The following is a 24,084-nucleotide window of genomic DNA, read 5'->3' as shown; positions in this document are numbered from 1 at the left end:
AAAAATAAAGTGACGGAGGAGAACGATATGAAACAAAAGGGGATCTTAAATTACGAAGTTGGAGAACAAGTAGAATGTTTTCTCCTAATAAAATCTTCTACTAAAGGCATTGCTAGTAATGGCAAGCCATTTTTAACATTAATTTTGCAAGACAAAACAGGTGATATTGAAGCAAAAGTTTGGGACGTTTCTCCGGAAGATGAAACAGTATACGTTGCCCAACACATCGTTCGTGTATTAGGAGAGATTCACCATTATCGCGGGCGTAATCAACTAAAACTTAAGAAATTAAGATCAAAAGAAGAACATGAACAAGTAACACTAGCAGACCTATTAGAAACTGCTCCACTAAAACAAGAAGAAATGATATCCAAAATTACAACGGCAATATTTGAAATGGAAAACCCTAACATACAACGTATTACGAGGCATTTATTAAATAAATATAAAGAGGAATTTTTACAATATCCAGCTGCAACAAAAAATCATCATGAATTCGTATCTGGACTTGCTTATCACGTAGTATGTATGTTGGATTTGGCAAAATCTACTGCAGACCTGTATCCATCGTTAGATAAGGATTTATTGTATGCTGGAGTAATTTTGCATGACTTAGGAAAAGTAACAGAGCTATCTGGACCTATTTCTACAATGTATACGGTTGAAGGAAATTTACTTGGTCATATTTCTATTATGGTTAGTGAAATTAAAAAAGCGGCGGAAGAGTTAAATATTGATGGCGAGGAAGTAATGGTACTTCAACATTTAGTTTTATCTCACCATGGAAAATTAGAGTGGGGAAGCCCTAAACAACCAATTATAAAAGAAGCGGAAATCTTACACTATATTGATAACATTGATGCAAAGATGAATATGTTAGACAGAGCTCTACAACGTGTAAAACCTGGTGAATATACGGAACGAATATTTGCTATGGATAATCGCTCCTTCTATAAACCAACTTTTCATAAATAAGTAGTCATAGGTTTGTCCACTTATTCATATACATCCTATTAAATAGCTTGTCTAATGAAGAAAGGATGAAGCATGATGGGTTGGTTAATCTTTTTAATTATTATAGGAATATGCTTTAGCGGTTATATGACAGTTAAATCAGCACGAGAAGACAAAGAAAAAGAAGATGTACAAATTGAGCAAGAAGGCAGAGTATACATGGAACGCATGGAAGAAGAAAAAGAAAAACGTCAATACTCTCAACAAGTTGGTTCTTGAAAACATAACGAAAAGAGGCATCCATATTCAAATAGTGGATGGCCTCTTTTTTATTTCTATTGTCAGTACTCCGAAAGGTCAAAAGCCTCTTTTAGAGAAGGATCATTCACCTTCACATTCGCTTCGTCTAAATGCTTTTGTACAGCTTCGTTAATTAGCTCTTGGTTAATTTTCTCTTTTATGACCTCTTCACGAAGCTGATCCTTCATTTGTTCAAAAGGCTGCCGCTCCTCTATGTCCACTACCTTGATTATGTGATAACCATAAATAGTTTCAACAGGATCACTTGTTTCTCCAACTTCTAAGCTATAAGCAGTTTTCTCGAATTGTTCTAACATTTTCCCAGGACCAAACCATCCTAAGTCTCCTCCTGCTTCAGCCGTGGCTTGATCTGTTGAATTTTCTTTTGCTAGCTGTGAAAAATCAGCACCTTCTTCTAACTTCTCAATAAGTAATAGGGCTGTTTCTTCATCATCGACTAAAATATGGCTCGCCTTAATTGGTAATTGGATATTATCGTAATAGGTTAGTAACTCTTCGTCTGTTACTTCAACTAATTCCATAGCAGCTTTTTCTTGAAGCATTGCAGTTCGTAATGTCTTTTTAAATTGTTCTTCCGATTTAAAACCACTTCTCATTAAAGCAGCTTCAAACTGTGCTCCTAAGTCCTCTTTAAATTCATCAAAACGTTCAATTACTTCCTCGTCCGTAAGATTAAACTGATGAGTTAATACTTTCTCATATACCAACTCACGCAGTACCTCTTCACCGAAGCGGTTTTTTAATGATTTATAAAACTCTTCTTTTGTAATGTTTCCGAACGTAGTTTCTACGACGAACTCAGGTGTGTCTTCTTCCTTCGATTCATTATTACAGCCTACAAGTGCTATGTATGTAAATAAAATTATAAAGAGTAGCCTACTTTTATTCATAATCTTTCAACTCCTTTGTATGGAAATATTTTACCAATACTATAACATAACAAATGTGCACTTAGGAATTTATGGAAAGAGCACATTACAATTTTTAGAATATAGGCATTAGTCCACACGATAAATACACCAATACATATGTATATATGGAAGCATGAAAACAAATAAAATTACGTAATCAAGTTAACCCAGGGAATAAGTAAAACATTTATTTGTAGGGCTTATGCCTATGCTTTTTGAGGAACAGACGCATAAGATAGCGTAACAACTCAAAAGGAGGTGTTACTCAATGGGTGCTTCATATGCAGGTGGATTTGCGTTAATCGTAGTATTGTTCATCTTGTTAGTAATTGTAGGTGCAGCTTGGTTATACTAACCAGTTAATTCGTGTAGTAAAAGGAGGAAAACGGAATGTCACATTCACACGGCGGCGGCTTCGCGTTAATCGTTGTATTGTTCATACTTTTAGTTATCGTTGGTGCAGCTTGGTTGTACTAATCTAAATCAAAAAAAAGCGATGAAGGAAATCTCCTTCATCGCTTTTTTCTTTTGGCTCTGTTAAACACCGCTGTTGATTTCCGCGGGCGGGCCGGGAGCCTCCTCGTCGCTAGTGCTCAAGCGGGGGTCTCCCGTTTCCCGCTTGAGCACTAGCGACGAGGAGGCTTCGATATGCGCGGAAATCAACCGCTAGATTGACAATGATTCAACAACAAACTTTAACATAGCCTTTCTTTTAAAGATTGTTACTATAAGTTCAATTACTTGATTTACTATGTATTCATTACAAATTAACTACAGGGTGGAGAACAAAATATCAACGTAAGAAGAAATTAATAAAATTAAAATCAAGACATTAATAGTTCGGAACACTTTGCCTTGGCGTTCTTCTGGAATTTCTTTTTGTTCACAAAGTGCGTTCGTTAATTTGTTTATGTAGAAGAGTATGAATACAGCCACTGGAATAAATAAAATAGCCATATAGCTCCCCTCCTTTAATCTTTTCTATTTATTATTCTAATCAATTTCATAAATACGTTTCATTTAGTGAAAAACGGAAACTTTATTTACCAATTAAGTTGCTTGTTCCTACTTTGGTTACTTCTGATTAGAATTTATTGGTAATTTTTCGTTTTTCAAAAAGTAAACATATTTTTGAAACTCACTCACTTAACAATACCAAAGTTTTGCCAGAAAAGATAGGAATACGCAAGATGAAATATATATTTAATTTTACCAATTTTAAAAAACAGCTGTGTTATTAAATGTTTTTTATTGTGGCCTAAATACAAAAGTCGCTCCCATAAAGTTTAAAATATTATGGAGAGCGACTTTTATTTCATTTCACTATTGTTTATTAAGATGTCATATCCATCTTCTAATTCTTCGATCTGACAAGATTTTGGAGCAGACTTAATGTATGATAAAAACAATAAATCAGGTACAGAAAGCCCAACATTTAGTGCAATAAGCATCGAAAAATAATGAAAGTATGCTGGGAATATAAAGATTGCCATCAATAATACGCTAGTTATGAGTAATAATGGCATGGTAAAAATAATGTACGATTCAAGCTTTGAAAAAGATTTTTTTGTTTTAATTTCACAAATTGGTACAAGAAAAGAAAAATGCCATTTTAATCGAAATTTTCTTTTGGTAAACATTAGTGGAACTGCATGACATATTTTATGCACACTGAACATACTCACGATACTTAAGCAAAGTACCCAAAAGTAGCTAGATGATATGTCTACACCTGAAAATAGTAAACTAAAAGAAGTAAATAGTAGAATAAAAGTTAACAAAGATATGATAATCGAAATTATCGTAATACGCTGTACACCATATTCTTGGTGTACATTAATACTTTTCCAACAGTTCATGTTGCCTCACCGCCGTTGCTATTATATCAACTGAGTCCGTATCATAGTGTATGAATACTATCTGAAAAAAGTCATTATTACTAGTCATTAATAAAATTTAAGATCAAAATCAAACATTTTATATTAAAAGACTAGCAAAATCTATTTTTCAATAAACGAAGCGTAAATATGAAATTTACCCAGAAGTAATTTATTATTGAAATTACTAAACTACTTTACGATTTTATCAACAAAAAATCAATAGCAAAATTTATATTTTTTTGTCAAAATATGATGGTGAGATATAATAAGAAAGAGGTAAGATAATAAACATAAGCGATTTACATATTAGGAGAGATAAAATGGACGATTTACGTAAAAAAGTAGAACGGATGGAGTATCATTTAGAATTGTTATTAAAAAATGTGAAAATAGAAGAATATCCATTTGATGTGCTCATTATGAGAGAGAAGTGGGATAAAGATTCTGTAGACAAGATTTTAGAAGTATGTGAATATATGAGCAAAGAAATAAAAAATCAAAAAGCGGAAGGCTTTGTCAGCTTTCCATCACTTATTACATTGTTAGAAAAAACAATTCCTACAAATGTTCCAACAATAAAAGTAATGGAGGCTATGATTCAACAAAACGTACATGCTCCGCTTATGAAAGAATTACTACATACTATTACGAAGAGGAAGTAACTTTGTTATCTTCTTTATCTTTGTTGCCTTCGTTTAACTTTTTAGCTAGTTTACCATCTACTTCTGTGAAGTCAGCTTCTACATTACTGAAAGATCGCTCAAAGATCTTCATAAAGTCATCCCCATATACATTCTTAATGACACTCATAATGTCTAAAAACTCTGGGAACTTTCCATATAAATCTTTTAATGGTAAGGCTCCGTTAAAGATGGAATTGGAACTAGGATCATAGCTTTCCATTAATTCTAATAGAATCTCTTCTCCCTTATCCGTCAATTCAATGTACGTATTTCTTTTGTCATTCTCTTTTTTAGAAAACTGTAAAAGTCCACGCTCTTCCAACTTCTTAGAGAAGTTAAAAGCAGTAGAAACGTGCATTACTCCAAATTTAGCAATCTCTGATATACTTGCGCCTTTTAAATGATAAGCAATCCATAAAATATGATGCTCATTAATATTAAGATCATAAGGCTTTATCCAGTTCTGCCAATCTTTTTCTACCGTTTTCCATAATGCTTTACTAAGTTGAGCGACACGCTGACTAAAAAGCATAGCTTCCTTTAATGAATACTCGCGTTCATTTGTACTCACTTTTGCTCACCTACTTTTTACTAATATACTTCCTTCTATTATGACAATAAAGTAATAATTAATAAAGGTCAAAATATACAAAAAATTAAAAATTATTTTGTTTGGAGTGATTTTTCTAGTTTTTCTATTTCATCTTGAATCTCAACGATGTTTTTTTCGATTTTTTCTTTGTTAGGTTCAATTTCATTTTGCCACGTATAGAGTGAGGTCTTTAAGTCTTCTGAAACATCGGTAACGACAGATTTACCTACAAGGATCGCTTTATTTACTTGATCTTTTACGTTTATGCCTTCTCCTTTAATTTCATGAAAAGATTGTTGTAAATGATCTTTCGTTCTTTTTACATTAGTGCGAGCTTGCTTTCCATTTTGTGGAGTGGATAACAAAGTGGAAACAGAAGCAATTACACCACCGATTAGTACACCATATAAAAATGACTTCGTATTCACATCTATCACCTCGTAAAAGTTATTGAAATATAGTTCATTAATATAAGATTATTATATAATTCAACAATAATCAAAAGAATCCCTCTTTTCAATAAAAACGTTTTCATAAATTTAAAGAGGACAAAGCTACACAACTTGTTCATATGCTCCTCATTTTTGCATAAATATTAGTAAAGGGGGAGAGTTCGTTGGCTGGCATTTCGTTTGGTTTGTTTGTCATTAGCTGCTTATTAATTTTTGGAGGAGTAAATTATTTCTTTGCTTCAAAGCGAACGGGTGTTTATCCACCTAGAAAAGCACTTCAAGAAAGAGCCTTCGTGCTAGGTGGGGCAGGAGGTATGTTTTTATTTTTAGCTTTAATCGTTTACTGGATAAATTAAAAGGAAGGCCACCCGATCAGGATGGCCTTCCTTGTTTTTATTTTTTATGCTGCAATCGTTATGTTTGAACGCTTTGCAACATTTAAGACGATAGGATATATCAGTACCATTAATGCAGTATTCACAGCCGTAGTTGGTAGAACAACAGTAAGGAATAGGATGGAGAAAGTTGCTCCTCCAGGTAAACCTACTAGAAGTAATGCAGTGCTTAAAAAGATCGTTCCAGAAATTATTGTTCCAACCGCAGTAAGTAAGCCTGCATTAAAAACAGTGCCGACTTTATATAAAATTTTATATTTCGCTAACAGTGCCGCACCTTTATTTAGACTTAATAGCAGTAAGAAAAAAGCAAAGCCTGTTAATGGTTTGTCAACTAAGTTTGGTATTTGTCCCCCAGGAAAACCAGTTGTAATAGCTGAAATAACTCCAGTTGCCACACTAATTAAAAATACATTTTCCTTCTTAGGAAACAACAAAATACCTAAAAACATCATCGCTAAAGCTAAATCTGGTTTCATACCTAATATTGGTGGCACAACTGCATGTAGTACCGCTCCTATACCTACAAATAAGGCTAAAAATACAAGAGTCTTCGTGTTCATTCCTCATCTCTCCTCAACTAAACTTATTTTATTGTGTCATGAAACTCCACTAGTACACTCATTGTCTAGTGCGAATCTCATATTGTTAGTATACTTGTTTTAATTATAGATTTAAAGTGTTAAAGTAATAATTATTTCGGAAAATTTCAATAATAAATTCATCAGGAAGGACAGATATTAAATGTTTCGAGAAAATAAACCGTACGACTTAAGTCCATATGATCATCCAGATATATATCCAGGACCTAGAATAAATAGCTCTTTTTTGTTCTTTCAAAAACAAGCACATAAAATAGAGGAGATGGATGGGGTACCATTTGAAAAATCATTCGTACATATCTCTAATCAGGACGTTTTTTCAAAACCTGTATCGTTACAAGAAGTATTAAAGGAAAGGTCGATAGAAGACAAGGTTCCTGTAATAGGATATGGCTCCAACGCCTGCCTTGCACAACTGCGATACAAATTTTCTTTACGTCCAAAAGAGGATGACTTTACAATTTGTATGCGTGCATCAATAGAAGATTCTGATATTGTATATGGTCCTTTCTTAGCTCCATACGGCGCGGTCCCTGCAGTGATTGCTCCAGTAAAAGGAGCTAAAACAGAAGTTTGGATTAATTTTATGGATAAAAAACAATTACAATTAATGAACTCTACCGAAAAAGGCTATGAACTGCGCGAACATGATGGAGGAAAAGTGAGATTAGTGAATGGGGAAGTTTTTGAAAAAGTGTACGCCTATTATGTTCCAAATGCATTGTCTTGGAAAGGACAATGGATTAGGTTTACAGACATACCTGGAGAATCCCCTTTAGAAAGTTTTTGGCAAGCGGATATTCTAGATGAAATAAAATTAGCTTTAGCAAAAGAGGCGACTCGTGAAGAGTTTATACATTTACTAAGATGGGACACAACATTTAAGAATAAGGTGATGAGCTATTTGGCAAGAATGTCAGATGAATTTGATCACCCTGACTTCCATTCATGTGAAGACGTATATTCGTTAGGGGAGATGAAAAGGGATTTTTAATAAAAGAAGCTGTATCGGATTAAAGGTCCGACAACAGCTTCTTTTTTATCAATTGATTCCGTTTGAAATTTGGTTCGCAATGTCTTTTAACATCTCTGGAGTATAGTCGCTCTGATTAGATTTCCAAACAGCACCGAATCCATCGCCCTTACCATAACGAGGGATTATATGTATATGATAATGGAACACAGATTGACCAGCATGTTCTCCGTTATTGTTTAATAAATTTAAGCCTATCGGATTAAATTGCTCTTTAATGGAGTTTGCAATCCTAGGTACGACTTCAAATAGGTTGCCTGCAATTTCTGGTGTTAGTTCATAAATGTTTTCTTTATGTACTTTCGGGATTACAAGTGTATGTCCTTTTGTTACTTGGCTAATATCTAAGAAAGCAACAACATGTTCATTTTCAAAAACCTTTGCAGCCGGTATGTCTCCATTTACAATTTTACAAAAAATACATTCATGCATAAACTTTCACCTCATCTCTATTTTGTAGTATTTTACCATATTTAATCGTAGGGTACTAAATTTGTGAGTGAAAGTTTAGGTTTGAATGTGGATATGTGTTTAGGGAGGTGGATTGAAACAGAAAAGCAGGAAATCGAAACACAAGTTGGGAAAATTGAAACAGAAGGAGCTAAGATTGAAACACAAACAGAGCGGTGTGAAATTTAGAATGAGGATTGAAACAGAAAAGTAGGAAATTGAAACACAAACTGAGAAAATTAAAACAGAAAGAACTAAGATTGAAACACAAACAGAGCGGTGTGAAATTCAGATTGAGGTTTGAAACAGAAAAGTAGTAAATTAAAACACGAGCTGGGAAAATTGAAACAGAAAGAACTAAGATTTAAACACAAAATAATAAACCACTCAGAAACAGAACCATTTCCGATAAATTAAAAGCAGAAGCAACATAAATGTTACTTCTGCCTAAAAGAAGAGGAGGTGGCTGAAACCTTAACCTCTATATAAAGCCTCTCGGTCGAATAAGAGAAGCGAAGTACAAACATTTTTTACAAATAATTGTGTTTGATAAACACCTCATTCATTAAAAAATGTGCTAGTAGTTAGCGCCTTCGTTCAATCGAACCATCCCCTTGTTACTTTAGTTTTAAATAACTTTTAGTAACGAAGTTTCAGACTAAATTGTCCTTGATGAACACCTCATTTTCAAAATGAATCGTATACAGGCAATTAATTAGCATTAGCTTAACTGTCGCCCACAAACACCTCATTTAGGTCATCAAAAGTGTTCATTGATGATTGTTTTTTCGGTTATGGTGGTTAAGTCCCACAACACACGAGAGATAAATTTAGAAAGATACGAACCTGTCTGCGACAAGCACCTCATTCCAATTTTAGTTGAAGGCTCATTTCCGCCTCCTCTTCTTTCATTATGATGCGCAAATCGATTACAATTATACAAAAAACCATAAAAGGAAATATGTGTTAATAATAAAGAACTTCATTTGAATTATTGATGTTTATAAGAAGGAATTTCCTCTTTCTTGTAGTAGACTACATATAATACTTTATTTAGAAAAAGGAAGGACTGGATCATGACAAATTTATTAGAAATTAATCAGCTAACAGGTGGTTATACAAATCAAGCTGTTATTAAAAATATAAGTTTTTCCGTTAAGCCTGGAGAGTTGGTTGGGCTCATTGGATTAAATGGAGCAGGTAAAAGTACAACAATCAAACATATTATTGGCACGATGGAGCCGAAAAAAGGGTCCATTACGATTGATGGAACGGCTATTCACGAGGACACGACCAAATACCGATCACAATTTACTTTTATACCTGAAACACCCATACTCTACGATGAGCTCACATTATACGAGCATCTTGAGTTAACGGCAATGGCTTATGGATTGTCAAAAGAACAATTTGAAAAACGTCTTCAACCTCTGTTAAAGGAATTTCGTATGGAAAAGAGGTTAAAGTGGTTTCCTGCCCATTTTTCTAAAGGAATGAAGCAAAAAGTAATGATTCTTTCTGCTTTTTTAATTGAACCGAAACTCTACATTGTTGACGAACCTTTTGTTGGATTAGACCCACTGGCGATAAAATCATTGTTAGAACTTATGTCTAAAGCAAAAGAAAATGGGGCTGGAATTTTAATGTCCACACATATTTTAGCAACGGCGGAGAGGTATTGTAATTCATTTGTTATTTTACATAACGGAGAAGTGAGAGCGAAGGGGACGCTAATCGAGCTGCAAAAGCAATTTAACATGTCAAACGCAACATTAGATGATATTTATATTGAATTAACGAAGGAAGATTCCCATGTTTAACGTTGATCAGTTTTGGAAGACTCGCTTCGTTCAATACGTAGATGATAATCGCCGTTATTTACGTTATATGTTTAATGATCATTTAGTCATTGTCATGATTTTTCTATTAAGTGGACTTGCCTTAGCTTATCAAAATTGGTTGGAAGTAGTACCTCCAACTTTTCCGTACGAATGGTTAATGGGAATTGTTTTGGCTTTGTTATTGACGAGAGGAAGCATTCATACATTATTGAAGGAACCAGACTTAGTATTTTTACTGCCATTAGAAGAAAAGTTAAAACCTTACATTAAAAAGTCGTTTAATGCTTCAGTTGTATTAGAAAGTTATTTTCTTTTAATAATCTTTGGTATATCCGTACCGTTGTTTTTAAAAGTAACAGAAACTACGATGCAATCCGTACTTATCGTTTTCGTTTTATTAATATTACTTAAAATATGGAATTTATCGATGAAATGGCATTTAGATTTTTATACGAATAAGAAAAGTCATTATGTCGATCTTTTAGTACGTCTGGCTTTAAACTTTGCGTTCCTTTTCTTGTTGTTTTCAAAAGCGTATCTATATGCTGTTGCGATTGCAGTCATTATGATGGGATACTTCCTTTACTTCCGTCAATCTACTAAAAAAATGAATTGGAAGTGGGATAATTTAATTCAAAATGAAATAAGCAGGATGCAACTGTTTTATAGAGTAGCAAACTTGTTCGTCGATGTACCCGGTTTAAAAGACAAAGTGAAAAGAAGAAAATGGCTTGATTTCATGTTGGGCAATATTCGTTTTCAGAAAGAAAGAACTTTTACGTACCTATATGCGAGAACCTTTTTACGTTCAGGTGATTATTTCGGACTGTACGTGCGATTATTTGTCATTGGTGCAGTGTTATTAATAACATTACCAGAAGGCTATGCAACGTATTTTGTACCTCTGTTCGTCCTATACTTAACTGGTTTTCAGCTCGTACCTTTATGGAGACACCATTACAATAAACTTTGGTTAACGATTTATCCTATCGATCCCACTGTACAGAAAAAATCGTTTCTTAAGCTGTTACTAACGGTGTTGATTGTTCAAACGTTACTTTTAGCCATTATCGTTGCGGTAACATCTACAATCGTTAACATGTTAGTTGTCCTTGCAATAGGAGCAGCATTTTCTTATGTTTTTGTACATTTTTCAGCAAATAAAAGAATATCGACTATTATATAAAGTATTTAATGGCCTCTCTTTAGTAATTTAAAGTCGTGCCGGTTGTGTGGTCGCTTTCCGCGGGTGTCTAGGTTAAGCGGCTAGCCCCCTCGAGCCCAAGGGCTCTGTGGGGTCTCACATGTCTGCCCTCTCCCGCAGGAGTCGTCCACTCAACCGGCACTTTTATTTACTAAACTACACTTATAGTATTTCAAAAAAAATTGCTACAGCTCCAGTTATAAAATTCTAAGGGGTGAAACATGAAGGAGACAAAAGAATTTCACTTAAGTTTTTCCAACAAACGTGTTAGATATTGGTTTTACTTTAATACCCCTGCCATTATCATTTTTATCGTACTTACGTTCCAATTGCCAATGGACCAAAAATATATTAGCTCAATTCCACCTCTCGTAATAGGTTTCATTTCTTTCTTAGTAGATTCTTACTTAAAAAAGCAACAAGAAAATGAAACAAACTCTATCACGTAACGTAATATATAAAAGTAAGAATGGAACGGGAGGAAGAAAATGAACTACGAAGAAAGTGTAAAACATGAAATGGAAAAGTGGCGGCTAGAGATGGCTAGTAAGCCGAATCTATTCAAACGAATGTCCAAAGGAACACAAAATAAAGTGAATGCACTTATCCCTGAAAAAGTGCACAACTTCGTAACAGAAAGCATTAAAAAGATGGTCCAAGCAACATTAGTCGGAAGTTACATTACGACGAAGAAACAAGAGGATGTTTTTATGCTTTCCCTTCAAGAAAAAGAAAAAGTAGTTATGTCCAAATTAGATAAATATAAAAGAACAGCAGCAGTAGAAGGAGCGGGAACTGGTGCCGGAGGAATATTATTAGGACTAGTAGATTTTCCATTATTACTAACCATCAAGATGAAGTTTTTATTTGAAGTTTGTGCTTCTTACGGATTTAATCCAAGAAAATATGAAGAAAGAGTTTTTATTTTATATATATTTCAATTAGCTTTCTCTAGTGAAAAACATAGAAAAGACACATTAGAAATTATAAAGAACTGGGAATTAGAAAAAGGAACTCTTGCAAATGAAGATATGGATTGGAGAGGTTTCCAGCAAGAATACCGAGATTACATTGATTTAGTAAAAATGCTTCAAATGATACCCGGACTCGGCGCGATAGTCGGAGCTTATGCAAATTACAATTTGCTTGATCATTTAGGAAAGACCGCTATGAATTGTTATCGAATTAGAATTTTCCAGGTGAACAAATGGAAAGAAGGGGAAAGCAGTGTTTGAACATTTTGAAGTAACCATTACACCTTTAAATAGAACAAGAAAGATTAGAGTCTTTTTACCAAAAGATTACAATGAAGCACTAGAAAAGCGCTACCCTGTACTATACATGCATGACGGGCAAAATTTGTATAAAGACGAAGATGCAGGATATGGAATGGCGTGGGGGATTTCTGATTATTTATTGAAATCCGGAATACCTTTAATTGTGGTGGGAATTGATTGTAATGTGGAAGGAAATAAAAGATTAGATGAATATGGACCATGGCCAAACGAAGATATGAAAAAAGTGTTTGATACGACCGATGAAGTCGGAGGAGAAGGAAAAGACTATATTGCCTTTATTGTGAATGAATTAAAACCATTAATTGATACAAAATACCGCACCAACCGTGAAGATACATCAATGGCTGGGAGTTCAATGGGCGGCTTAATTTCTACCTATGCAGCGTGTGTGTATCCACATGTGTTCAGAAAAATAGCATCTCTTTCTTCTGCTTACTGGTTTAATCAGAAGGAAATAGAGTCATTATTAATGAAAAGTGACTTATCTCCAATTGAAAAGTTTTATTTAGATATCGGAACAAAAGAATCGACTGGAACAGCAGATAATGAGAAATATATTGAATCGAGCAAAAATGTGTTTAATCTGTTAAATGGAAAAGTTAAATCGTGTCAGTTTAAAATTGCAGAAGGTGCAATACATAACGAATTAGCTTGGAAAGAAAGAGTGCCTGAAATTTTCACTTATTTATTTAAGGAGCATACAGATTAATGGACATTTTCTTATTTTTTATTATTCACTTATTCATTGGACTTTTTCTAGTCTTTTTTTACGGTAAATTACCGAAAGCAATTACAACATTTAGTGTTGTCTTTTTCGTAATGAGCTTACTATATTTCGGTGTTACCTTATTATCCTTTTATACTAGTGTATAAAAAAGTCTGTAGCCTTATACCGTTTTAGCGGAAAATGACTACAGACTTTTTTCTTATCCTTTATACTGAAGCGTTGCTGCACCGAGCGTTTTAGCTGCAACTAATAAAGATTGCTCATTAATATCGAACTTTGGATGATGATGTGGATACGCTTTTTCTACACCATCTGGTTTTGCACCAGTAAAAAAGAAAGTACCTTTCACATGGCGTAAGTAATAAGCAAAATCTTCCCCACCCATATGTGGCGGTGTTTCCTCAATAGAAGTAATCTCTTTAATATCTGTAGCAACGGAACATAAGAATTCTGTTTCTTCTTGATGGTTCACTACTGCAGGATAACCACGATGGAATTTATAATCATATGTGGAGCCGTTAAGTGCACAAGTAGCACCAACTACATTACCGATTTCGATTTCAATTTGATCTCTAATTTCATCATTAAACGTTCTAACTGTTCCTTCTAAATAGGCTGTATCAGCAATAATATTAAACGCATTTTCTGCTTTGAACGTACCAACAGAAATAACAGCTGGTTCAATAGGAGTTAAACGTCTACTTACTATTTGTTGTAAGTTAACAACAACCTGTGAAGCAGTTAAAATAGCGTCTTTCGTTGTATGTGGTTGGGCACCATGTCCGCCTGCTCCTTGAATATGTATTTCAAAACGATCGGCTGCTGCCATTACAGGGCCAGATCGATATTGTAAACCACCTAATGGGACACTTGCCCATAAATGCGTTCCGAAAATAACGTCAACACCTTCTAAGCAACCATCTTGAATCATTGCAACAGCTCCACCTGGTGCAAATTCTTCCGCATGTTGATGAATACAAACGACAGTTCCTTCAAGCTCATCTTTTAAAAGGTGTAGACATTTTGCTAAAACAAGTAAAGTTGCAGTATGACCATCATGGCCACATGCATGCATAACGCCTGGTACTTTTGACTTATACTCTACTTCTTTTTCATCCTGTATTGGTAGAGCATCGAAATCAGCTCGAAGTGCTACGGTCTTCCCAGGTTTAGAACCGTGAACTTTCGCTACAACTCCATTGCCGCCAACATTACGCATTACTTCGATACCGAGTTTCTCGTAAAATTCAGCAATGTAGTTAGCAGTATGAAACTCTTTAAAGGAAAGCTCTGGAAACTGGTGTAAATATCGGCGAATTTCTATCATTTCCTCATAATGTTCTTCTAATAATGAAAAAAGCTTTGTTGTTAACATGTACAAACCCCTTTCGATAAATATTTCGATAATAGAAATAAAATAGATTAATATTATAATATATGAATCTATGAGAAAATAATAGTCTGATTTTTATAAAAATAATGTATGATAGAAGTATTAGAGAAAAAACAGTACAAGTAGGAGGGATTTCATTGCCAAATAGTAAAGTTCAAACAGAAAATGTAACTAGTACATACTGGTCTTATCGATTATTCATTATTTTATTTTCTGTAATATTTTTTAGTTGGTCATTTTATCAAGTAGTAACAGAAAAAATGTTTTTCTTTGACGATTTTGTTAGAAATGGGGCAACAACTTATACTCCAGAAATTATTGTTCAATTCTTTTATTATTTCACCATTTTAGGATCTAAAGAAGGTGTTATACCCATTCTTTTATTATCGGCGATTCTTATCATTTGGAAAAAGAAAGATTATATTGCAGCATCTGTTTTAATAATTGGAGTTATTTTAGTAAATGAACTTAATAAATGGTTAAAAGACCTTACTGGAAGAGAAAGGCCAATGATTGGCCCTGGTGCAGAAAGCTTAAGTTTTCCGAGTGGTCATGCGATGGTGGGTTTGTTCTTTTATGGATTATTGGCTTATTTTCTAATCATTTATACGAAGGATAAGTGGAATAAATCAGTAATATTAATTGGGGCTACACTATTTATCTTCTTACTAGGAATAAGTCGGATTTTCTTAGACTATCATTACGCTTCTGATATATTAGCTGGATACGCAGCGGGATATGTTTGTTTAGTAATATTTGTTTCTCTTTATGAATGGTTAATAAATAGGAAAGCTAAAAACGCAACACCTTAATTTGGTGTTGTTGTTTTTATTATAGGCTCTGTTAAAGCTTAGTGTTGATAAATAAATACTATTTTTCCTGTTGATTTCCGTGCAAGGCTGAGACTCCTGCGGGAGAAGCGGGGAACGGGAGACCTTACAGGCGCTTGCGCCGAGGAGGCTCCCGGCCCGCCCGCGGAAAGCGAAGCCTTGCACGGAAATCAACAGCGAACTTTAACACAGCATTATTATAAGGAGTATTTTGATCATTTCCGTCTGAAGACTGATACATAAACTTACTTAAGGTTGTTTTGACTTAGTGTGTTTCATAGTAAACTAAGAAAAAATACAAAAAATCGTAGGGATTGGTTAGAGGTGAACTATGAAATCATTTAATCAAAAATTAATAGCGATATTACTAATGTTTTTCGGAGTTATGTTATTACTTGTAAATTTAGGTGTCATTTCCTTGGAAATAAAACAGTTTTTTGTCAATTTTTATCCCGTTTTAATTTTGCTGTTAGGAATAAAGTTCTTAATAGACGTACTAGTTAAGAAGAGTGATAACTACTTTTTCGGTGTGTTTTTACTACTATTTGGTGGCTTACTTTGTTTAGACCGATTAGCTCTAATTGATTTTAAGTTTATGATGATTTGGAAATTGTGGCCTTTTCTAATCATATATATCGGTATAAACCTGTTATTAAAAAGAAGGCCATTCAAAGTTACTATTGTGAAAGATGATTATACAAATGAGACAAAAATAGTAAAAGAATTAAAGTCTGAAGAAAAAGGTAAAAAAACGAATAAAGAAAAGCAAGTTTTTGCCGTTGGTGAAGTAAAGATGAATAAACAAAATTGGTCGGTTGAGCCGATGAAACTTTGGAATATAATTGGCGATTATTATTTTGATTTCTCCAAAGCGTACATTCCTGATAAAGAAACAACGATTCAAATTAAAGGAATGGTAGCAGACATAAAGATGCTAATTCCAGAAGATCTTCCGATAAAAATAGATGCAACGTTGAAAACAGGAGCGCTGTCCATGTTTGGTGAAAGTGCAACTGGAATGAATAGTAGAATGTTTTATGAATCACCAAACTACCCTGAAGCTACAAGGAAAGTAAATATTGTTCTAGAATTAAAAGTAGGGGATGTTCGAATTGACCGAGTATAAGCAAAAAAAAGGACTGTTTCGCCGGATTCAAAGTGTGCGTTTTTGGTTAATTCGTTCCCACTTAACTGTTACATTTATTGCATCACTTCTAGTGTTTATTTCTTTACAAGCATTATTGTTGTTCTATCCAGAAGGATTACAACTAACAGTAGGTCTCACTGTCCTTATTACATTAAAAATATTCATTTTAGGGTTCTTAACTAGTATATATGTAGGTTATAAAGATAGTTATTATGTGAAAAAAAGACTTGAGGATATATCTACATTTATTGCAACATTAAGTAGAGGGAAATTTTCAGAAACAATACAAGTTAGAGAGCAAGATGAACTAGGAAGATTAACAGAAGATATAAACCAACTAGCACAAAAAATCCAAAATCAAGTTCATTCATTACAAAAATTAGCAGAAGAGAAAAACCTTCTTGCTAAAAAAGCTCATTCAGCAGCAACTATGGAAGAGAGACAGCGTTTAGCAAGAGATTTACATGATTCCGTCAGCCAACAATTATTTGCCTTAAGTATAATGTCTAGTGCAGTTATTCGTATTTTTGACTCGAAACCAGAGATTGCCAAGCGACAAATTCAAGACATTGCTTCCATAGCAGCCAAAGCACAGGCGGAAATGAGGGCGCTATTACTTCATTTACGACCTGTCTCTTTGACGAATGAAACATTATGTAGGGCAATTGAACAATTAATTGAAGAGTTAGAAAGAAAAACACCAATTACTTTTCACCGAAATATTGAGACGTTAAATACCTTATCCAATGCAACTGAAGATCATTTGTTTAGAATTATTCAAGAAGCACTAGCTAACATTTTGAGACATGCCGATGCATCAGAAGTGGATATAGAAATTCATGAAAAAAATGACTATGTATATATTTTCATTAGTGACAATGGTATCGGCTTTGAATTAAATCAACAAAAACTGGCTTCATATGGTTTGCAGACGATGAGAGAACGTTGTGAAGAAATTGGTGGTACATTTGAAATTAAAAGCAAGCAAGGCGAAGGAACTCATATAGAAATACATATTCCAGTACGAAAGAGGGGGAGAAACAATGAGTAGTAATATTAGAGTAGCTGTTGTGGACGATCATGATATGGTCAGAAAAGGTTTATTAGCTTATTTAGTGACTGAACCTCATATTGAAATTGTTGGTGAAGGGGCAAGTGGTAATGAAGCAATAGAGATTGCACGAAAAACAAAGCCAGATGTCATGTTGATGGACTTACTTATGGAAAATGGCACAGGTATTGATGCTACACGAGAAATAGTGAAATTTCATCCAACTTGTAAAATTATTATTATTACAAGTTTTTATGATGATGAGAAAGTATTCCCAGCCATTGAAGCTGGAGCATTTAGTTACTTATTAAAAACTGCGCAAGCGGAAGATATTATAAAAGCAATACATAAAGCAATAAATGATGAACCAGTAATTGAACCGAAAGTGGCAAGTAAAATGATGAATAGATTTAGGACACCTTTGAAGCAACTGCATGATGATTTAACAGAACGAGAATTGGAAGTGTTAATGTGTCTAGGAGATGGATTATCAAATCAAGAAATTAGTGACACATTGTTTATTGGTGTAAAAACAGTTAAAACGCATGTGAGTAATATATTAAGCAAGCTTGGTGTAGCAGACCGCACACAGGCGGCTATTTATGCAAACCGTCACGGAATCTTACGCAAGAATTAAAGAAAGATGCCATTATCCCTTTTTGAGGATGTAATGGCATCTTTTTTGAATACTATCATTCGCTTTCTGTTACACCACGGTAGGTTGTAACGTAAGAAGGACGTGGGAAAATTTGTTGCTGTTTATCAACGCCTTCTTCCGTACCACGTTTTTTATGTGCATTTTCATATGCTTTTGATTCTTGCCATCTTTTGAAAGAAGCTTCTTCTTCCCAGAGTGTTAAGATTACGTATGTATCAGATTCATCTGTTGGACGTAACACTCGAATAGCTACAAATCCAGGTTCTTCTTCAATTAATCTAGCACGCTGGCTGAATCGGTATTCAAAAACAGGACGGCCTTCTTGTGTTACTGGAATATTATTTAACACAGCAAAATGTCCATTTTGGAAATTGCCTACTCCGTCTAGCACCTCGAATTTTTTACCAGCTGAAAAGCTAGATTTTTCAGTTGTCTCGTGCATTAAAACAGCATTTTCTTCTCCAGCCATCAGCAAAAGTTCGCCATTGTCAATTTGTGACTTTAATGTTTGTAAAAAATCTTCTGTACCGAACGTCATATAGAAATTCAACTTTTATCACTCCTTATGTTTATTATATGCATTCACGTCGCAAAATAAAAATATTCTAATTTTGTCGAAACTACTTTAATATATAATACGTATTACCTAATAAGTACAAATTTAAACACTCTTTGATTGAAGATTAGAGTTAGAAACGTTGAAGTTCATTACAGGTACAATGGCTTTCCGCAGGAGTCTCGCACCTGTAGTGAACTTCAACTAATATTTGTTTTTAAAGCATTGCTTAGAAAGGAAGATACTATAAAAATTTGAGTTATTTGAGTCCGTGTCATAATGTATTAATACTTTATTAAATACAACTTTAAAGACGAATAAATAACTCCGCATATTAGTAAAACATTCTTTTTTCACTAAACGAATCGTAATTATGATATAGATTCATTTATATGATTAAAAATGATACGAAGAAAAAGGGGTGAACGTTATGGAGAGGTCAACTGCTAAAAGGAATAAGACAAAAAAATGGAACTTACCAGAATGGTTTTCACCTTTTAAAAAATATAGATGGTTATTACTTATTCCAGCTTCTGCTTTTACTTTATTAGCCATTAGTTTAATAGGCTACTTACTTATAATCTATGCTGGAAATTATGTAATAGATGAGAGAAAGTTAGTGATGGACTCAGCCTCTTCTCTAGTAGATGAAGAGGGAGAGTTAATTACAAAAATATTTACAGAAAACAGGAATATCGTATCGATCGATCAAATACCCCAACACGTACAACAAGCATTTGTGGCAGTAGAAGATAACCGATTTTACACACATCGCGGAATAGATGGTAGGGCAATTTTACGTGCGCTTTATCGTGACATTGTTGCTAGAAGTAAGGTTGAAGGTGGAAGTACGATTACGCAACAGCTAGCTAAAAATATTTTTCTAACCAACGAAAAGTCTTGGTTAAGAAAAACGAAAGAAGCCGTCATAGCGATCAATTTAGAAAGAAGATACACGAAAAATCAAATTCTAGAAATGTATTTAAATCAAATATATTTTGGTCATGGAGCATATGGAATTGACTCAGCAGCCAATCTTTATTTTGGAGTAAGTGTAGAAGAGTTAGCTGTAGAGCAAGGTGCCCTTTTAGCAGCACTACCAAAAGCGCCAAATAGCTTTTCTCCTATTAATAATATAAATGCAGCTAAAAACAGGCGAGACCTAGTTATTACGCTCATGCACCAACAAGGGTACGTTTCCGCAGAAGAGGCTGTAAAACTACAAAGAAAAACAATCGCTTTGTCAGTAAAAGAAGATAACGACTTAAAACCATATTTAACGTATATTGATATGGTAATAGACGAAGCCCAAAGTCGTTACGGTTTTTCTCATGAAGAATTATTAAAAGGTGGATATACTATTACAGTTCCGATGGCACGTGAAGTTCAACGAATTGCATACGAACGTTTTCAAGATGATAAATATTTTCCAGGCACAACTGAAAATGTTGAAGGTGCTTTTGTATTAATGGAGCCAGACGCTGGTGGTGTCCTTGCAGTAATTGGTGGAAGAAATTACGTAGCAAGAGGATTAAATAGGGTAAATGTAAAAAGACAACCTGGATCGACTTTTAAACCACTTGCAGTTTTTGCCCCTGCTATGGAAGAGGGTTTATTCGAACCTTACTCATTATTAAAGGACGAGCTATTAACGTACTCTAATGATTATACGCCTAGAAACTTCAACAATGAATATCAAGACACTGTTTCTATGTATGATGCGATTAAAGATTCCTTAAATGCTCCAGCCGTTTGGACATTAAACGAGATTGGCATTGATAAAGGCAAAGATTACTTAAATAAAATGGGTATCCGTTTACCTGATAATGGGCTTGCCATCGCATTAGGTGGATTAGAAGAGGGGATTACACCGCTAGATTTAACAAAAGCATACCGAAGCTTTAGTAATGATGGAAAAGTCATCCAACCATACTTTATAAGAAAAATAACAGACCAAACCGGTAACGTTGTTGCCCAATCAAGCAAAGTGGAGAAAGCAGTGTTTAGCAAACAAACAGCATGGTATATGACAAGAATGTTAGAAGGTGTCGTTACGTCAGGAACAGGACGAGCTGGCGAAATAAGAGGAGAGTTAGCAGGGAAAACAGGGACAACTAACTTCCCACTAGTTCCACGAGCAAACCGTGATACATGGTTTGTAGGATTTAATGAAAATGTAATAGGTACTGTTTGGATGGGCTATGACCGGACAACAGAAAATGAATATTTAGTCGGTGGAGGAAGCTACCCATCAGAACTTCTTAAAGACATTTTAAGAGAGGCAGAGTTAGATAATGTTGCATTTTCTATTCCCTCAGGTGTTAAAGAATTAGAAAGTCCTATTCAATTGCCAGAAATTCAATCATTACATGCTTCTATTTCTTTTCATCCACTACGATTATTTTATGTCAATCTTAAGTGGGAACATGAAGGAGATGAACGAATAGTGTACAGAGTTTACTCTGTAAAAGATAATGAGGAAACGTTTCTTGGCGAGGTAGAAGGCGCAGATACTTATACTGTAAATAGTATTAATATTTTTAATCCACCTAAGTTTTATGTAGTCCCATACAATACACAAACAAAACAAGAGGGAGCACATTCCCCTGTTGTGTTACCTACAATGCGTTAATGTCATAAAAATAGTGTGGGAGCGATACTCAAGGTGGAGGAACTATCGACCTGTCACTTGAAGACAAAGAAGAACATGTCTTTATTACAATAAAAGACCATGGAAAAGGTATTCCACAAGAAATCTTAGATAAGGTTGGTCACTCTTTTTTTACGACAAAAGAAAATGGAACAGGATTAGGACTGATGGTTTCCATGAAGATTATTGAAAATCACGGTGGTTCCTTTTTAATAAAAGGCGTGGAAAATAGCGGAATTACTGTAAAAATAATACTACCAAAAAACGAATAAATCGTCTATTTTATGAACAATGGCGCAGTTTGCTATACATAGAAGTTAAAAATCGGTATATTGTTATGAGATATATTGAACGATGGATGAGCCATAATGCGGCCGAAAGGGGACTATTCAAGTGAGTAAAAGACAAATTAATGAAACATTTCTAAAAGCATGTCGTGGAGAAAAAACGGATTACGTACCTGTATGGTATATGAGACAGGCGGGACGTTCCCAACCAGAATATAGAGAAATTAAACAAAAATATGGTTTATTTGAAATTACACATCAACCAGAACTATGTGCATATGTTACTCGTTTACCAGTTGAACAATATAACGTGGACGCAGCCATCCTTTACAAAGATATTATGACACCGCTACCAGCGATTGGTGTAGACGTAGAAATTAAATCAGGTATTGGACCAGTTATCGATAACCCAATTAGAACCGTTCAAGATGTAGAGAAATTAGGGGAAATCACTCCTGAAGAAGATATTCCATATGTATTAGACACGATAAAATTATTAACACAAGAACAATTAAATGTTCCATTAATCGGATTTGCAGGAGCACCATTTACACTTGCTTCTTACATGATTGAAGGTGGACCTTCTAGAAACTATCATAAAACAAAATCGTTCATGTACACAGAACCAAAGGCTTGGTTCGCATTAATGGATAAATTAGCAGACATGACAATTGTTTATTTAAAAGCTCAAATTAAAGCTGGAGCGAAAGCTATTCAAATTTTTGACTCGTGGGTTGGAACGTTGAATGTAGAAGATTACAAATTTTATATTAAGCCAGTAATGAGTCGTATTTTCTCTTCTTTACGCGAAGAGGGCGTACCTATGATTATGCATGGAGTTGGAGCAAGTCATTTAGCGAATGAATGGCACGACCTTCCTATAGATGTAGTTGGATTAGACTGGAGATTGTCTATTAAAGAAGCACGCGAGCGCGGTATTACAAAAGCTGTTCAAGGTAACATGGATCCATCATACCTTCTTTCTTCTTGGGAAGTTATTGAGCAACATGCAAAGTCAATCATCGACCAAGGAACGCAACAACCAGGATACGTATTTAACTTAGGGCACGGTGTATTCCCAGAAGTAAATCCTGATACACTAAAACGTTTAACACAGTTCATTCATGACTACTCTAAAAGTAAAGCAACACATTAATACTAGCATTGAAACGTGAAATTTCGGTTTAATATAGGACGTACAAAACAAATCGAGGTGTAAAACATGGCAAAGAAAAAAATGGGACTATTAGTAATGGCATACGGTACGCCTTACAAAGAAGAAGATTTAGAACCTTACTACACACATATTCGTCACGGAAGAAAACCTTCAGAAGAAAGCTTGCAAGATTTACGTGAGCGTTACGATGCAATTGGTGGTATTTCTCCACTTGCTCACATTACGCAAGAGCAAGCTGACAAATTAGGTGCACACTTAAACGAAATTCAAGATAATATTGAATTCAAAGTTTATTTAGGATTAAAGCACATTGATCCGTTTGTAGAAGATGCAGTAAAACAAATGCACGAAGATGGAATAGAAGAAGCGGTTAGTATCGTATTAGCACCACATTTCTCTACTTTTAGCGTGAAGTCTTACAATGGCCGTGCAAAAGAAGAAGCAGAAAAACTAGGTGGTCCAACAATCTACTCCGTAGAAAGCTGGTACGATGAGCCAAAATTCATTCAATTTTGGGTAGAAAAAGTGAAAGAAACGTTTGATGGCATGTCTAGCGAAGAACGCGAAAAAGCAGTACTAATTGTATCTGCACACAGCTTGCCAGAAAAAATTATTCAAGCAGGAGATCCTTATCCTGCTCAGCTACAAGAAACAGCTGACCTAATTGCAAAAGGTGCAGGCGTTGAAAACTACGTGATTGCATGGCAAAGTGAAGGAAACACACCAGAACCGTGGTTAGGACCAGACGTACAAGATATTACTCGTGATCTTCATAAAGAAAAAGGTTACACATCATTCGTTTATACACCAGTAGGTTTTGTTGCTGACCATTTAGAAGTGTTATACGACAATGATTATGAGTGTAAAGTTGTAACAGATGAAATTGGTGCGAAGTACTATCGTCCAGAAATGCCAAACTCAGGTTCCTTATTTATAGATGCAATGGCAACCGTTGTTCTTGAAAAGTTAAAGCAACACAATCAATAAAACTT

General features: G+C 34.6%; 30 protein-coding genes and 1 pseudogene. 22 read left to right on the top strand and 9 right to left on the bottom strand.

The window, feature by feature from the left end; genetic code table 11:
* Nucleotides 1–27: 27 nt before the first annotated feature.
* On the top strand, nucleotides 28–975 hold the full coding sequence (gene yhaM, locus CDZ89_RS15045) for a 3'-5' exoribonuclease YhaM (RefSeq protein WP_100333923.1): 948 nt from the start codon (nucleotides 28–30) through the stop codon (nucleotides 973–975).
* A 72-nt stretch (nucleotides 976–1,047) separates the two neighbouring features.
* Nucleotides 1,048–1,233 carry a sporulation YhaL family protein gene (locus tag CDZ89_RS15040; RefSeq protein ID WP_227521520.1) on the top strand — a complete coding sequence of 62 codons (186 nt, stop codon included), beginning with the start codon at nucleotides 1,048–1,050 and terminating at the stop codon, nucleotides 1,231–1,233.
* 62 nt (nucleotides 1,234–1,295) lie between these two features.
* Here the strand turns inward: CDZ89_RS15040 and CDZ89_RS15035 are convergent, their stop codons facing one another.
* Nucleotides 1,296–2,165, bottom strand: a complete 870-nt coding sequence (locus CDZ89_RS15035) for a peptidylprolyl isomerase (RefSeq protein WP_100333922.1) — start codon at nucleotides 2,163–2,165, stop codon at nucleotides 1,296–1,298.
* Nucleotides 2,166–2,454: 289 nt separating this feature from the next.
* Here CDZ89_RS15035 and CDZ89_RS15030 point away from each other — a divergent pair, with 289 nt between their 5' ends.
* Together CDZ89_RS15030 and CDZ89_RS15025 are read left to right on the top strand one after the other, a co-directional pair.
* On the top strand, nucleotides 2,455–2,541 hold the full coding sequence (locus tag CDZ89_RS15030) for a YjcZ family sporulation protein (protein ID WP_096155251.1): 87 nt from the start codon (nucleotides 2,455–2,457) through the stop codon (nucleotides 2,539–2,541).
* 35 nt (nucleotides 2,542–2,576) lie between these two features.
* Nucleotides 2,577–2,663, top strand: coding sequence for a YjcZ family sporulation protein (locus tag CDZ89_RS15025; protein WP_096155250.1), 87 nt, complete (start codon nucleotides 2,577–2,579; stop codon nucleotides 2,661–2,663).
* Nucleotides 2,664–2,957: 294 nt separating this feature from the next.
* Here the strand turns inward: CDZ89_RS15025 and CDZ89_RS15020 are convergent, their stop codons facing one another.
* Nucleotides 2,958–3,143 carry a hypothetical protein gene (locus CDZ89_RS15020; protein WP_096155249.1) on the bottom strand — a complete coding sequence of 62 codons (186 nt, stop codon included), beginning with the start codon at nucleotides 3,141–3,143 and terminating at the stop codon, nucleotides 2,958–2,960.
* 353 nt (nucleotides 3,144–3,496) lie between these two features.
* A complete protein-coding gene (locus tag CDZ89_RS15015; RefSeq protein ID WP_096155248.1) occupies nucleotides 3,497–4,045 on the bottom strand; it encodes a DUF3267 domain-containing protein in 549 nt (182 codons plus the stop codon).
* A gap of 341 nt (nucleotides 4,046–4,386) precedes the next feature.
* Between CDZ89_RS15015 and CDZ89_RS15010 the strand changes: the two genes are divergently transcribed.
* On the top strand, nucleotides 4,387–4,728 hold the full coding sequence (locus CDZ89_RS15010; RefSeq protein ID WP_096155247.1) for a DUF1878 family protein: 342 nt from the start codon (nucleotides 4,387–4,389) through the stop codon (nucleotides 4,726–4,728).
* Here CDZ89_RS15010 and CDZ89_RS15005 read toward each other — a convergent pair.
* Both CDZ89_RS15005 and CDZ89_RS15000 read right to left on the bottom strand, forming a co-directional pair.
* Entirely contained in the window at nucleotides 4,712–5,320 is a 609-nt protein-coding gene (locus CDZ89_RS15005) for an HTH-type transcriptional regulator Hpr (protein WP_096155246.1), read from the bottom strand. The two genes, CDZ89_RS15010 and CDZ89_RS15005, sit on opposite strands and share 17 nt — an antisense overlap.
* A 92-nt stretch (nucleotides 5,321–5,412) precedes the next feature.
* A complete protein-coding gene (locus CDZ89_RS15000) occupies nucleotides 5,413–5,769 on the bottom strand; it encodes a YtxH domain-containing protein (protein ID WP_096155245.1) in 357 nt (118 codons plus the stop codon).
* 188 nt (nucleotides 5,770–5,957) lie between these two features.
* Here CDZ89_RS15000 and CDZ89_RS14995 point away from each other — a divergent pair, with 188 nt between their 5' ends.
* A complete protein-coding gene (locus CDZ89_RS14995) occupies nucleotides 5,958–6,149 on the top strand; it encodes a membrane protein YhzF (RefSeq protein WP_096155244.1) in 192 nt (63 codons plus the stop codon).
* A gap of 44 nt (nucleotides 6,150–6,193) precedes the next feature.
* Here the strand turns inward: CDZ89_RS14995 and CDZ89_RS14990 are convergent, their stop codons facing one another.
* Nucleotides 6,194–6,751 carry a tryptophan transporter gene (locus CDZ89_RS14990; RefSeq protein WP_096155243.1) on the bottom strand — a complete coding sequence of 186 codons (558 nt, stop codon included), beginning with the start codon at nucleotides 6,749–6,751 and terminating at the stop codon, nucleotides 6,194–6,196.
* Nucleotides 6,752–6,932: 181 nt separating this feature from the next.
* On the opposite strand from CDZ89_RS14990, the gene CDZ89_RS14985 reads away from it, so the two are divergent.
* Nucleotides 6,933–7,784: a hypothetical protein gene (locus CDZ89_RS14985; protein ID WP_096155242.1), complete on the top strand. Its 852-nt coding sequence runs from the start codon at nucleotides 6,933–6,935 to the stop codon at nucleotides 7,782–7,784.
* A 48-nt stretch (nucleotides 7,785–7,832) separates the two neighbouring features.
* On the opposite strand, the gene CDZ89_RS14980 is transcribed toward CDZ89_RS14985, so the two are convergent.
* Complete coding sequence (locus CDZ89_RS14980) at nucleotides 7,833–8,255, bottom strand: HIT family protein (RefSeq protein ID WP_096155241.1); 423 nt, start codon at nucleotides 8,253–8,255, stop codon at nucleotides 7,833–7,835.
* Between the two features lie 63 nt (nucleotides 8,256–8,318).
* Between CDZ89_RS14980 and CDZ89_RS19760 the strand changes: the two genes are divergently transcribed.
* The 7 genes from CDZ89_RS19760 to CDZ89_RS19755 all read left to right on the top strand — a co-directional run bounded on the left by CDZ89_RS19760 (nucleotide 8,319) and on the right by CDZ89_RS19755 (nucleotide 13,489).
* Nucleotides 8,319–8,462 carry a hypothetical protein gene (locus CDZ89_RS19760; protein WP_157842754.1) on the top strand — a complete coding sequence of 48 codons (144 nt, stop codon included), beginning with the start codon at nucleotides 8,319–8,321 and terminating at the stop codon, nucleotides 8,460–8,462.
* A gap of 887 nt (nucleotides 8,463–9,349) precedes the next feature.
* On the top strand, nucleotides 9,350–10,093 hold the full coding sequence (locus CDZ89_RS14975; protein ID WP_096155240.1) for an ABC transporter ATP-binding protein: 744 nt from the start codon (nucleotides 9,350–9,352) through the stop codon (nucleotides 10,091–10,093).
* Nucleotides 10,086–11,300: an ABC transporter permease gene (locus CDZ89_RS14970; protein ID WP_100333921.1), complete on the top strand. Its 1,215-nt coding sequence runs from the start codon at nucleotides 10,086–10,088 to the stop codon at nucleotides 11,298–11,300. Before CDZ89_RS14975 ends, CDZ89_RS14970 begins: the two co-directional genes overlap by 8 nt.
* A 239-nt stretch (nucleotides 11,301–11,539) precedes the next feature.
* The gene (locus CDZ89_RS14965) at nucleotides 11,540–11,767 is read left to right on the top strand and encodes a hypothetical protein (protein ID WP_096155238.1); all 228 of its coding nucleotides are present in this window, start codon (nucleotides 11,540–11,542) and stop codon (nucleotides 11,765–11,767) included.
* 39 nt (nucleotides 11,768–11,806) lie between these two features.
* Entirely contained in the window at nucleotides 11,807–12,553 is a 747-nt protein-coding gene (locus tag CDZ89_RS14960; RefSeq protein ID WP_096155237.1) for an EcsC family protein, read from the top strand.
* Complete coding sequence (locus tag CDZ89_RS14955) at nucleotides 12,546–13,325, top strand: alpha/beta hydrolase (RefSeq protein ID WP_096155236.1); 780 nt, start codon at nucleotides 12,546–12,548, stop codon at nucleotides 13,323–13,325. Before CDZ89_RS14960 ends, CDZ89_RS14955 begins: the two co-directional genes overlap by 8 nt.
* Nucleotides 13,325–13,489: a hypothetical protein gene (locus tag CDZ89_RS19755; RefSeq protein ID WP_157842753.1), complete on the top strand. Its 165-nt coding sequence runs from the start codon at nucleotides 13,325–13,327 to the stop codon at nucleotides 13,487–13,489. Before CDZ89_RS14955 ends, CDZ89_RS19755 begins: the two co-directional genes overlap by 1 nt.
* A gap of 53 nt (nucleotides 13,490–13,542) precedes the next feature.
* Here CDZ89_RS19755 and CDZ89_RS14950 read toward each other — a convergent pair whose 3' ends face one another.
* Entirely contained in the window at nucleotides 13,543–14,718 is a 1,176-nt protein-coding gene (locus CDZ89_RS14950; protein WP_096155235.1) for an amidohydrolase, read from the bottom strand.
* A gap of 155 nt (nucleotides 14,719–14,873) precedes the next feature.
* On the opposite strand from CDZ89_RS14950, the gene CDZ89_RS14945 reads away from it, so the two are divergent.
* From CDZ89_RS14945 to CDZ89_RS14930, 4 genes are all read left to right on the top strand, one after another.
* On the top strand, nucleotides 14,874–15,548 hold the full coding sequence (locus CDZ89_RS14945) for a phosphatase PAP2 family protein (RefSeq protein WP_157842752.1): 675 nt from the start codon (nucleotides 14,874–14,876) through the stop codon (nucleotides 15,546–15,548).
* A 349-nt stretch (nucleotides 15,549–15,897) separates the two neighbouring features.
* On the top strand, nucleotides 15,898–16,692 hold the full coding sequence (gene liaF / locus CDZ89_RS14940; protein ID WP_096155233.1) for a cell wall-active antibiotics response protein LiaF: 795 nt from the start codon (nucleotides 15,898–15,900) through the stop codon (nucleotides 16,690–16,692).
* A complete protein-coding gene (locus tag CDZ89_RS14935; protein ID WP_227521519.1) occupies nucleotides 16,679–17,764 on the top strand; it encodes a sensor histidine kinase in 1,086 nt (361 codons plus the stop codon). The genes liaF and CDZ89_RS14935 overlap by 14 nt, the downstream gene beginning before the upstream one ends.
* The gene (locus CDZ89_RS14930; RefSeq protein ID WP_096155231.1) at nucleotides 17,757–18,401 is read left to right on the top strand and encodes a response regulator transcription factor; all 645 of its coding nucleotides are present in this window, start codon (nucleotides 17,757–17,759) and stop codon (nucleotides 18,399–18,401) included. The genes CDZ89_RS14935 and CDZ89_RS14930 overlap by 8 nt, the downstream gene beginning before the upstream one ends.
* 55 nt (nucleotides 18,402–18,456) lie before the next feature.
* Here the strand turns inward: CDZ89_RS14930 and CDZ89_RS14925 are convergent, their stop codons facing one another.
* Nucleotides 18,457–18,972, bottom strand: a complete 516-nt coding sequence (locus CDZ89_RS14925) for an antibiotic biosynthesis monooxygenase family protein (protein ID WP_096155230.1) — start codon at nucleotides 18,970–18,972, stop codon at nucleotides 18,457–18,459.
* Between the two features lie 436 nt (nucleotides 18,973–19,408).
* Between CDZ89_RS14925 and CDZ89_RS14920 the strand changes: the two genes are divergently transcribed.
* The 4 genes and pseudogenes from CDZ89_RS14920 to hemH all read left to right on the top strand — a co-directional run bounded on the left by CDZ89_RS14920 (nucleotide 19,409) and on the right by hemH (nucleotide 24,079).
* Nucleotides 19,409–21,610, top strand: coding sequence for a transglycosylase domain-containing protein (locus CDZ89_RS14920; RefSeq protein WP_100333919.1), 2,202 nt, complete (start codon nucleotides 19,409–19,411; stop codon nucleotides 21,608–21,610).
* A 41-nt stretch (nucleotides 21,611–21,651) separates the two neighbouring features.
* Nucleotides 21,652–21,900, top strand: a pseudogene (locus CDZ89_RS14915) (ATP-binding protein); the annotation flags it as partial.
* Nucleotides 21,901–22,021: 121 nt separating this feature from the next.
* Nucleotides 22,022–23,071, top strand: a complete 1,050-nt coding sequence (gene hemE / locus CDZ89_RS14910) for a uroporphyrinogen decarboxylase (protein WP_198508246.1) — start codon at nucleotides 22,022–22,024, stop codon at nucleotides 23,069–23,071.
* Nucleotides 23,072–23,137: 66 nt separating this feature from the next.
* Nucleotides 23,138–24,079, top strand: coding sequence for a ferrochelatase (gene hemH, locus CDZ89_RS14905; RefSeq protein ID WP_100333917.1), 942 nt, complete (start codon nucleotides 23,138–23,140; stop codon nucleotides 24,077–24,079).
* Nucleotides 24,080–24,084: the final 5 nt, after the last annotated feature.

The organism is Bacillus alkalisoli (genome assembly GCF_002797415.1).
GTDB lineage: Bacteria > Bacillota > Bacilli > Bacillales > Bacillaceae_I > Bacillus_CD > Bacillus_CD alkalisoli.
The sequence above is the reverse complement of the archived record's forward strand: the minus strand, read 5'-3'. Positions and strand labels throughout refer to the sequence as shown.

Excerpts from the sequence above, each read along its gene's own strand:
- yhaM (WP_100333923.1), top strand. The coding sequence starts at position 28 with ATGAAACAAAAGGGGATCTTAAATTACGAAGTTGGAGAACAAGTAGAA.
- CDZ89_RS15040 (WP_227521520.1), top strand. The coding sequence starts at position 1,048 with ATGATGGGTTGGTTAATCTTTTTAATTATTATAGGAATATGCTTTAGC.
- CDZ89_RS15035 (WP_100333922.1), bottom strand. The coding sequence starts at position 2,165 with ATGAATAAAAGTAGGCTACTCTTTATAATTTTATTTACATACATAGCA.
- CDZ89_RS15030 (WP_096155251.1), top strand. The coding sequence starts at position 2,455 with ATGGGTGCTTCATATGCAGGTGGATTTGCGTTAATCGTAGTATTGTTC.
- CDZ89_RS15025 (WP_096155250.1), top strand. The coding sequence starts at position 2,577 with ATGTCACATTCACACGGCGGCGGCTTCGCGTTAATCGTTGTATTGTTC.
- CDZ89_RS15020 (WP_096155249.1), bottom strand. The coding sequence starts at position 3,143 with ATGGCTATTTTATTTATTCCAGTGGCTGTATTCATACTCTTCTACATA.
- CDZ89_RS15015 (WP_096155248.1), bottom strand. The coding sequence starts at position 4,045 with ATGAACTGTTGGAAAAGTATTAATGTACACCAAGAATATGGTGTACAG.
- CDZ89_RS15010 (WP_096155247.1), top strand. The coding sequence starts at position 4,387 with ATGGACGATTTACGTAAAAAAGTAGAACGGATGGAGTATCATTTAGAA.
- CDZ89_RS14990 (WP_096155243.1), bottom strand. The coding sequence starts at position 6,751 with ATGAACACGAAGACTCTTGTATTTTTAGCCTTATTTGTAGGTATAGGA.
- CDZ89_RS14985 (WP_096155242.1), top strand. The coding sequence starts at position 6,933 with ATGTTTCGAGAAAATAAACCGTACGACTTAAGTCCATATGATCATCCA.
- CDZ89_RS14980 (WP_096155241.1), bottom strand. The coding sequence starts at position 8,255 with ATGCATGAATGTATTTTTTGTAAAATTGTAAATGGAGACATACCGGCT.
- CDZ89_RS14975 (WP_096155240.1), top strand. The coding sequence starts at position 9,350 with ATGACAAATTTATTAGAAATTAATCAGCTAACAGGTGGTTATACAAAT.
- CDZ89_RS14970 (WP_100333921.1), top strand. The coding sequence starts at position 10,086 with ATGTTTAACGTTGATCAGTTTTGGAAGACTCGCTTCGTTCAATACGTA.
- CDZ89_RS14965 (WP_096155238.1), top strand. The coding sequence starts at position 11,540 with ATGAAGGAGACAAAAGAATTTCACTTAAGTTTTTCCAACAAACGTGTT.
- CDZ89_RS14960 (WP_096155237.1), top strand. The coding sequence starts at position 11,807 with ATGAACTACGAAGAAAGTGTAAAACATGAAATGGAAAAGTGGCGGCTA.
- CDZ89_RS19755 (WP_157842753.1), top strand. The coding sequence starts at position 13,325 with ATGGACATTTTCTTATTTTTTATTATTCACTTATTCATTGGACTTTTT.
- CDZ89_RS14950 (WP_096155235.1), bottom strand. The coding sequence starts at position 14,718 with ATGTTAACAACAAAGCTTTTTTCATTATTAGAAGAACATTATGAGGAA.
- liaF (WP_096155233.1), top strand. The coding sequence starts at position 15,898 with ATGAAATCATTTAATCAAAAATTAATAGCGATATTACTAATGTTTTTC.
- CDZ89_RS14930 (WP_096155231.1), top strand. The coding sequence starts at position 17,757 with ATGAGTAGTAATATTAGAGTAGCTGTTGTGGACGATCATGATATGGTC.
- CDZ89_RS14920 (WP_100333919.1), top strand. The coding sequence starts at position 19,409 with ATGGAGAGGTCAACTGCTAAAAGGAATAAGACAAAAAAATGGAACTTA.
- hemH (WP_100333917.1), top strand. The coding sequence starts at position 23,138 with ATGGCAAAGAAAAAAATGGGACTATTAGTAATGGCATACGGTACGCCT.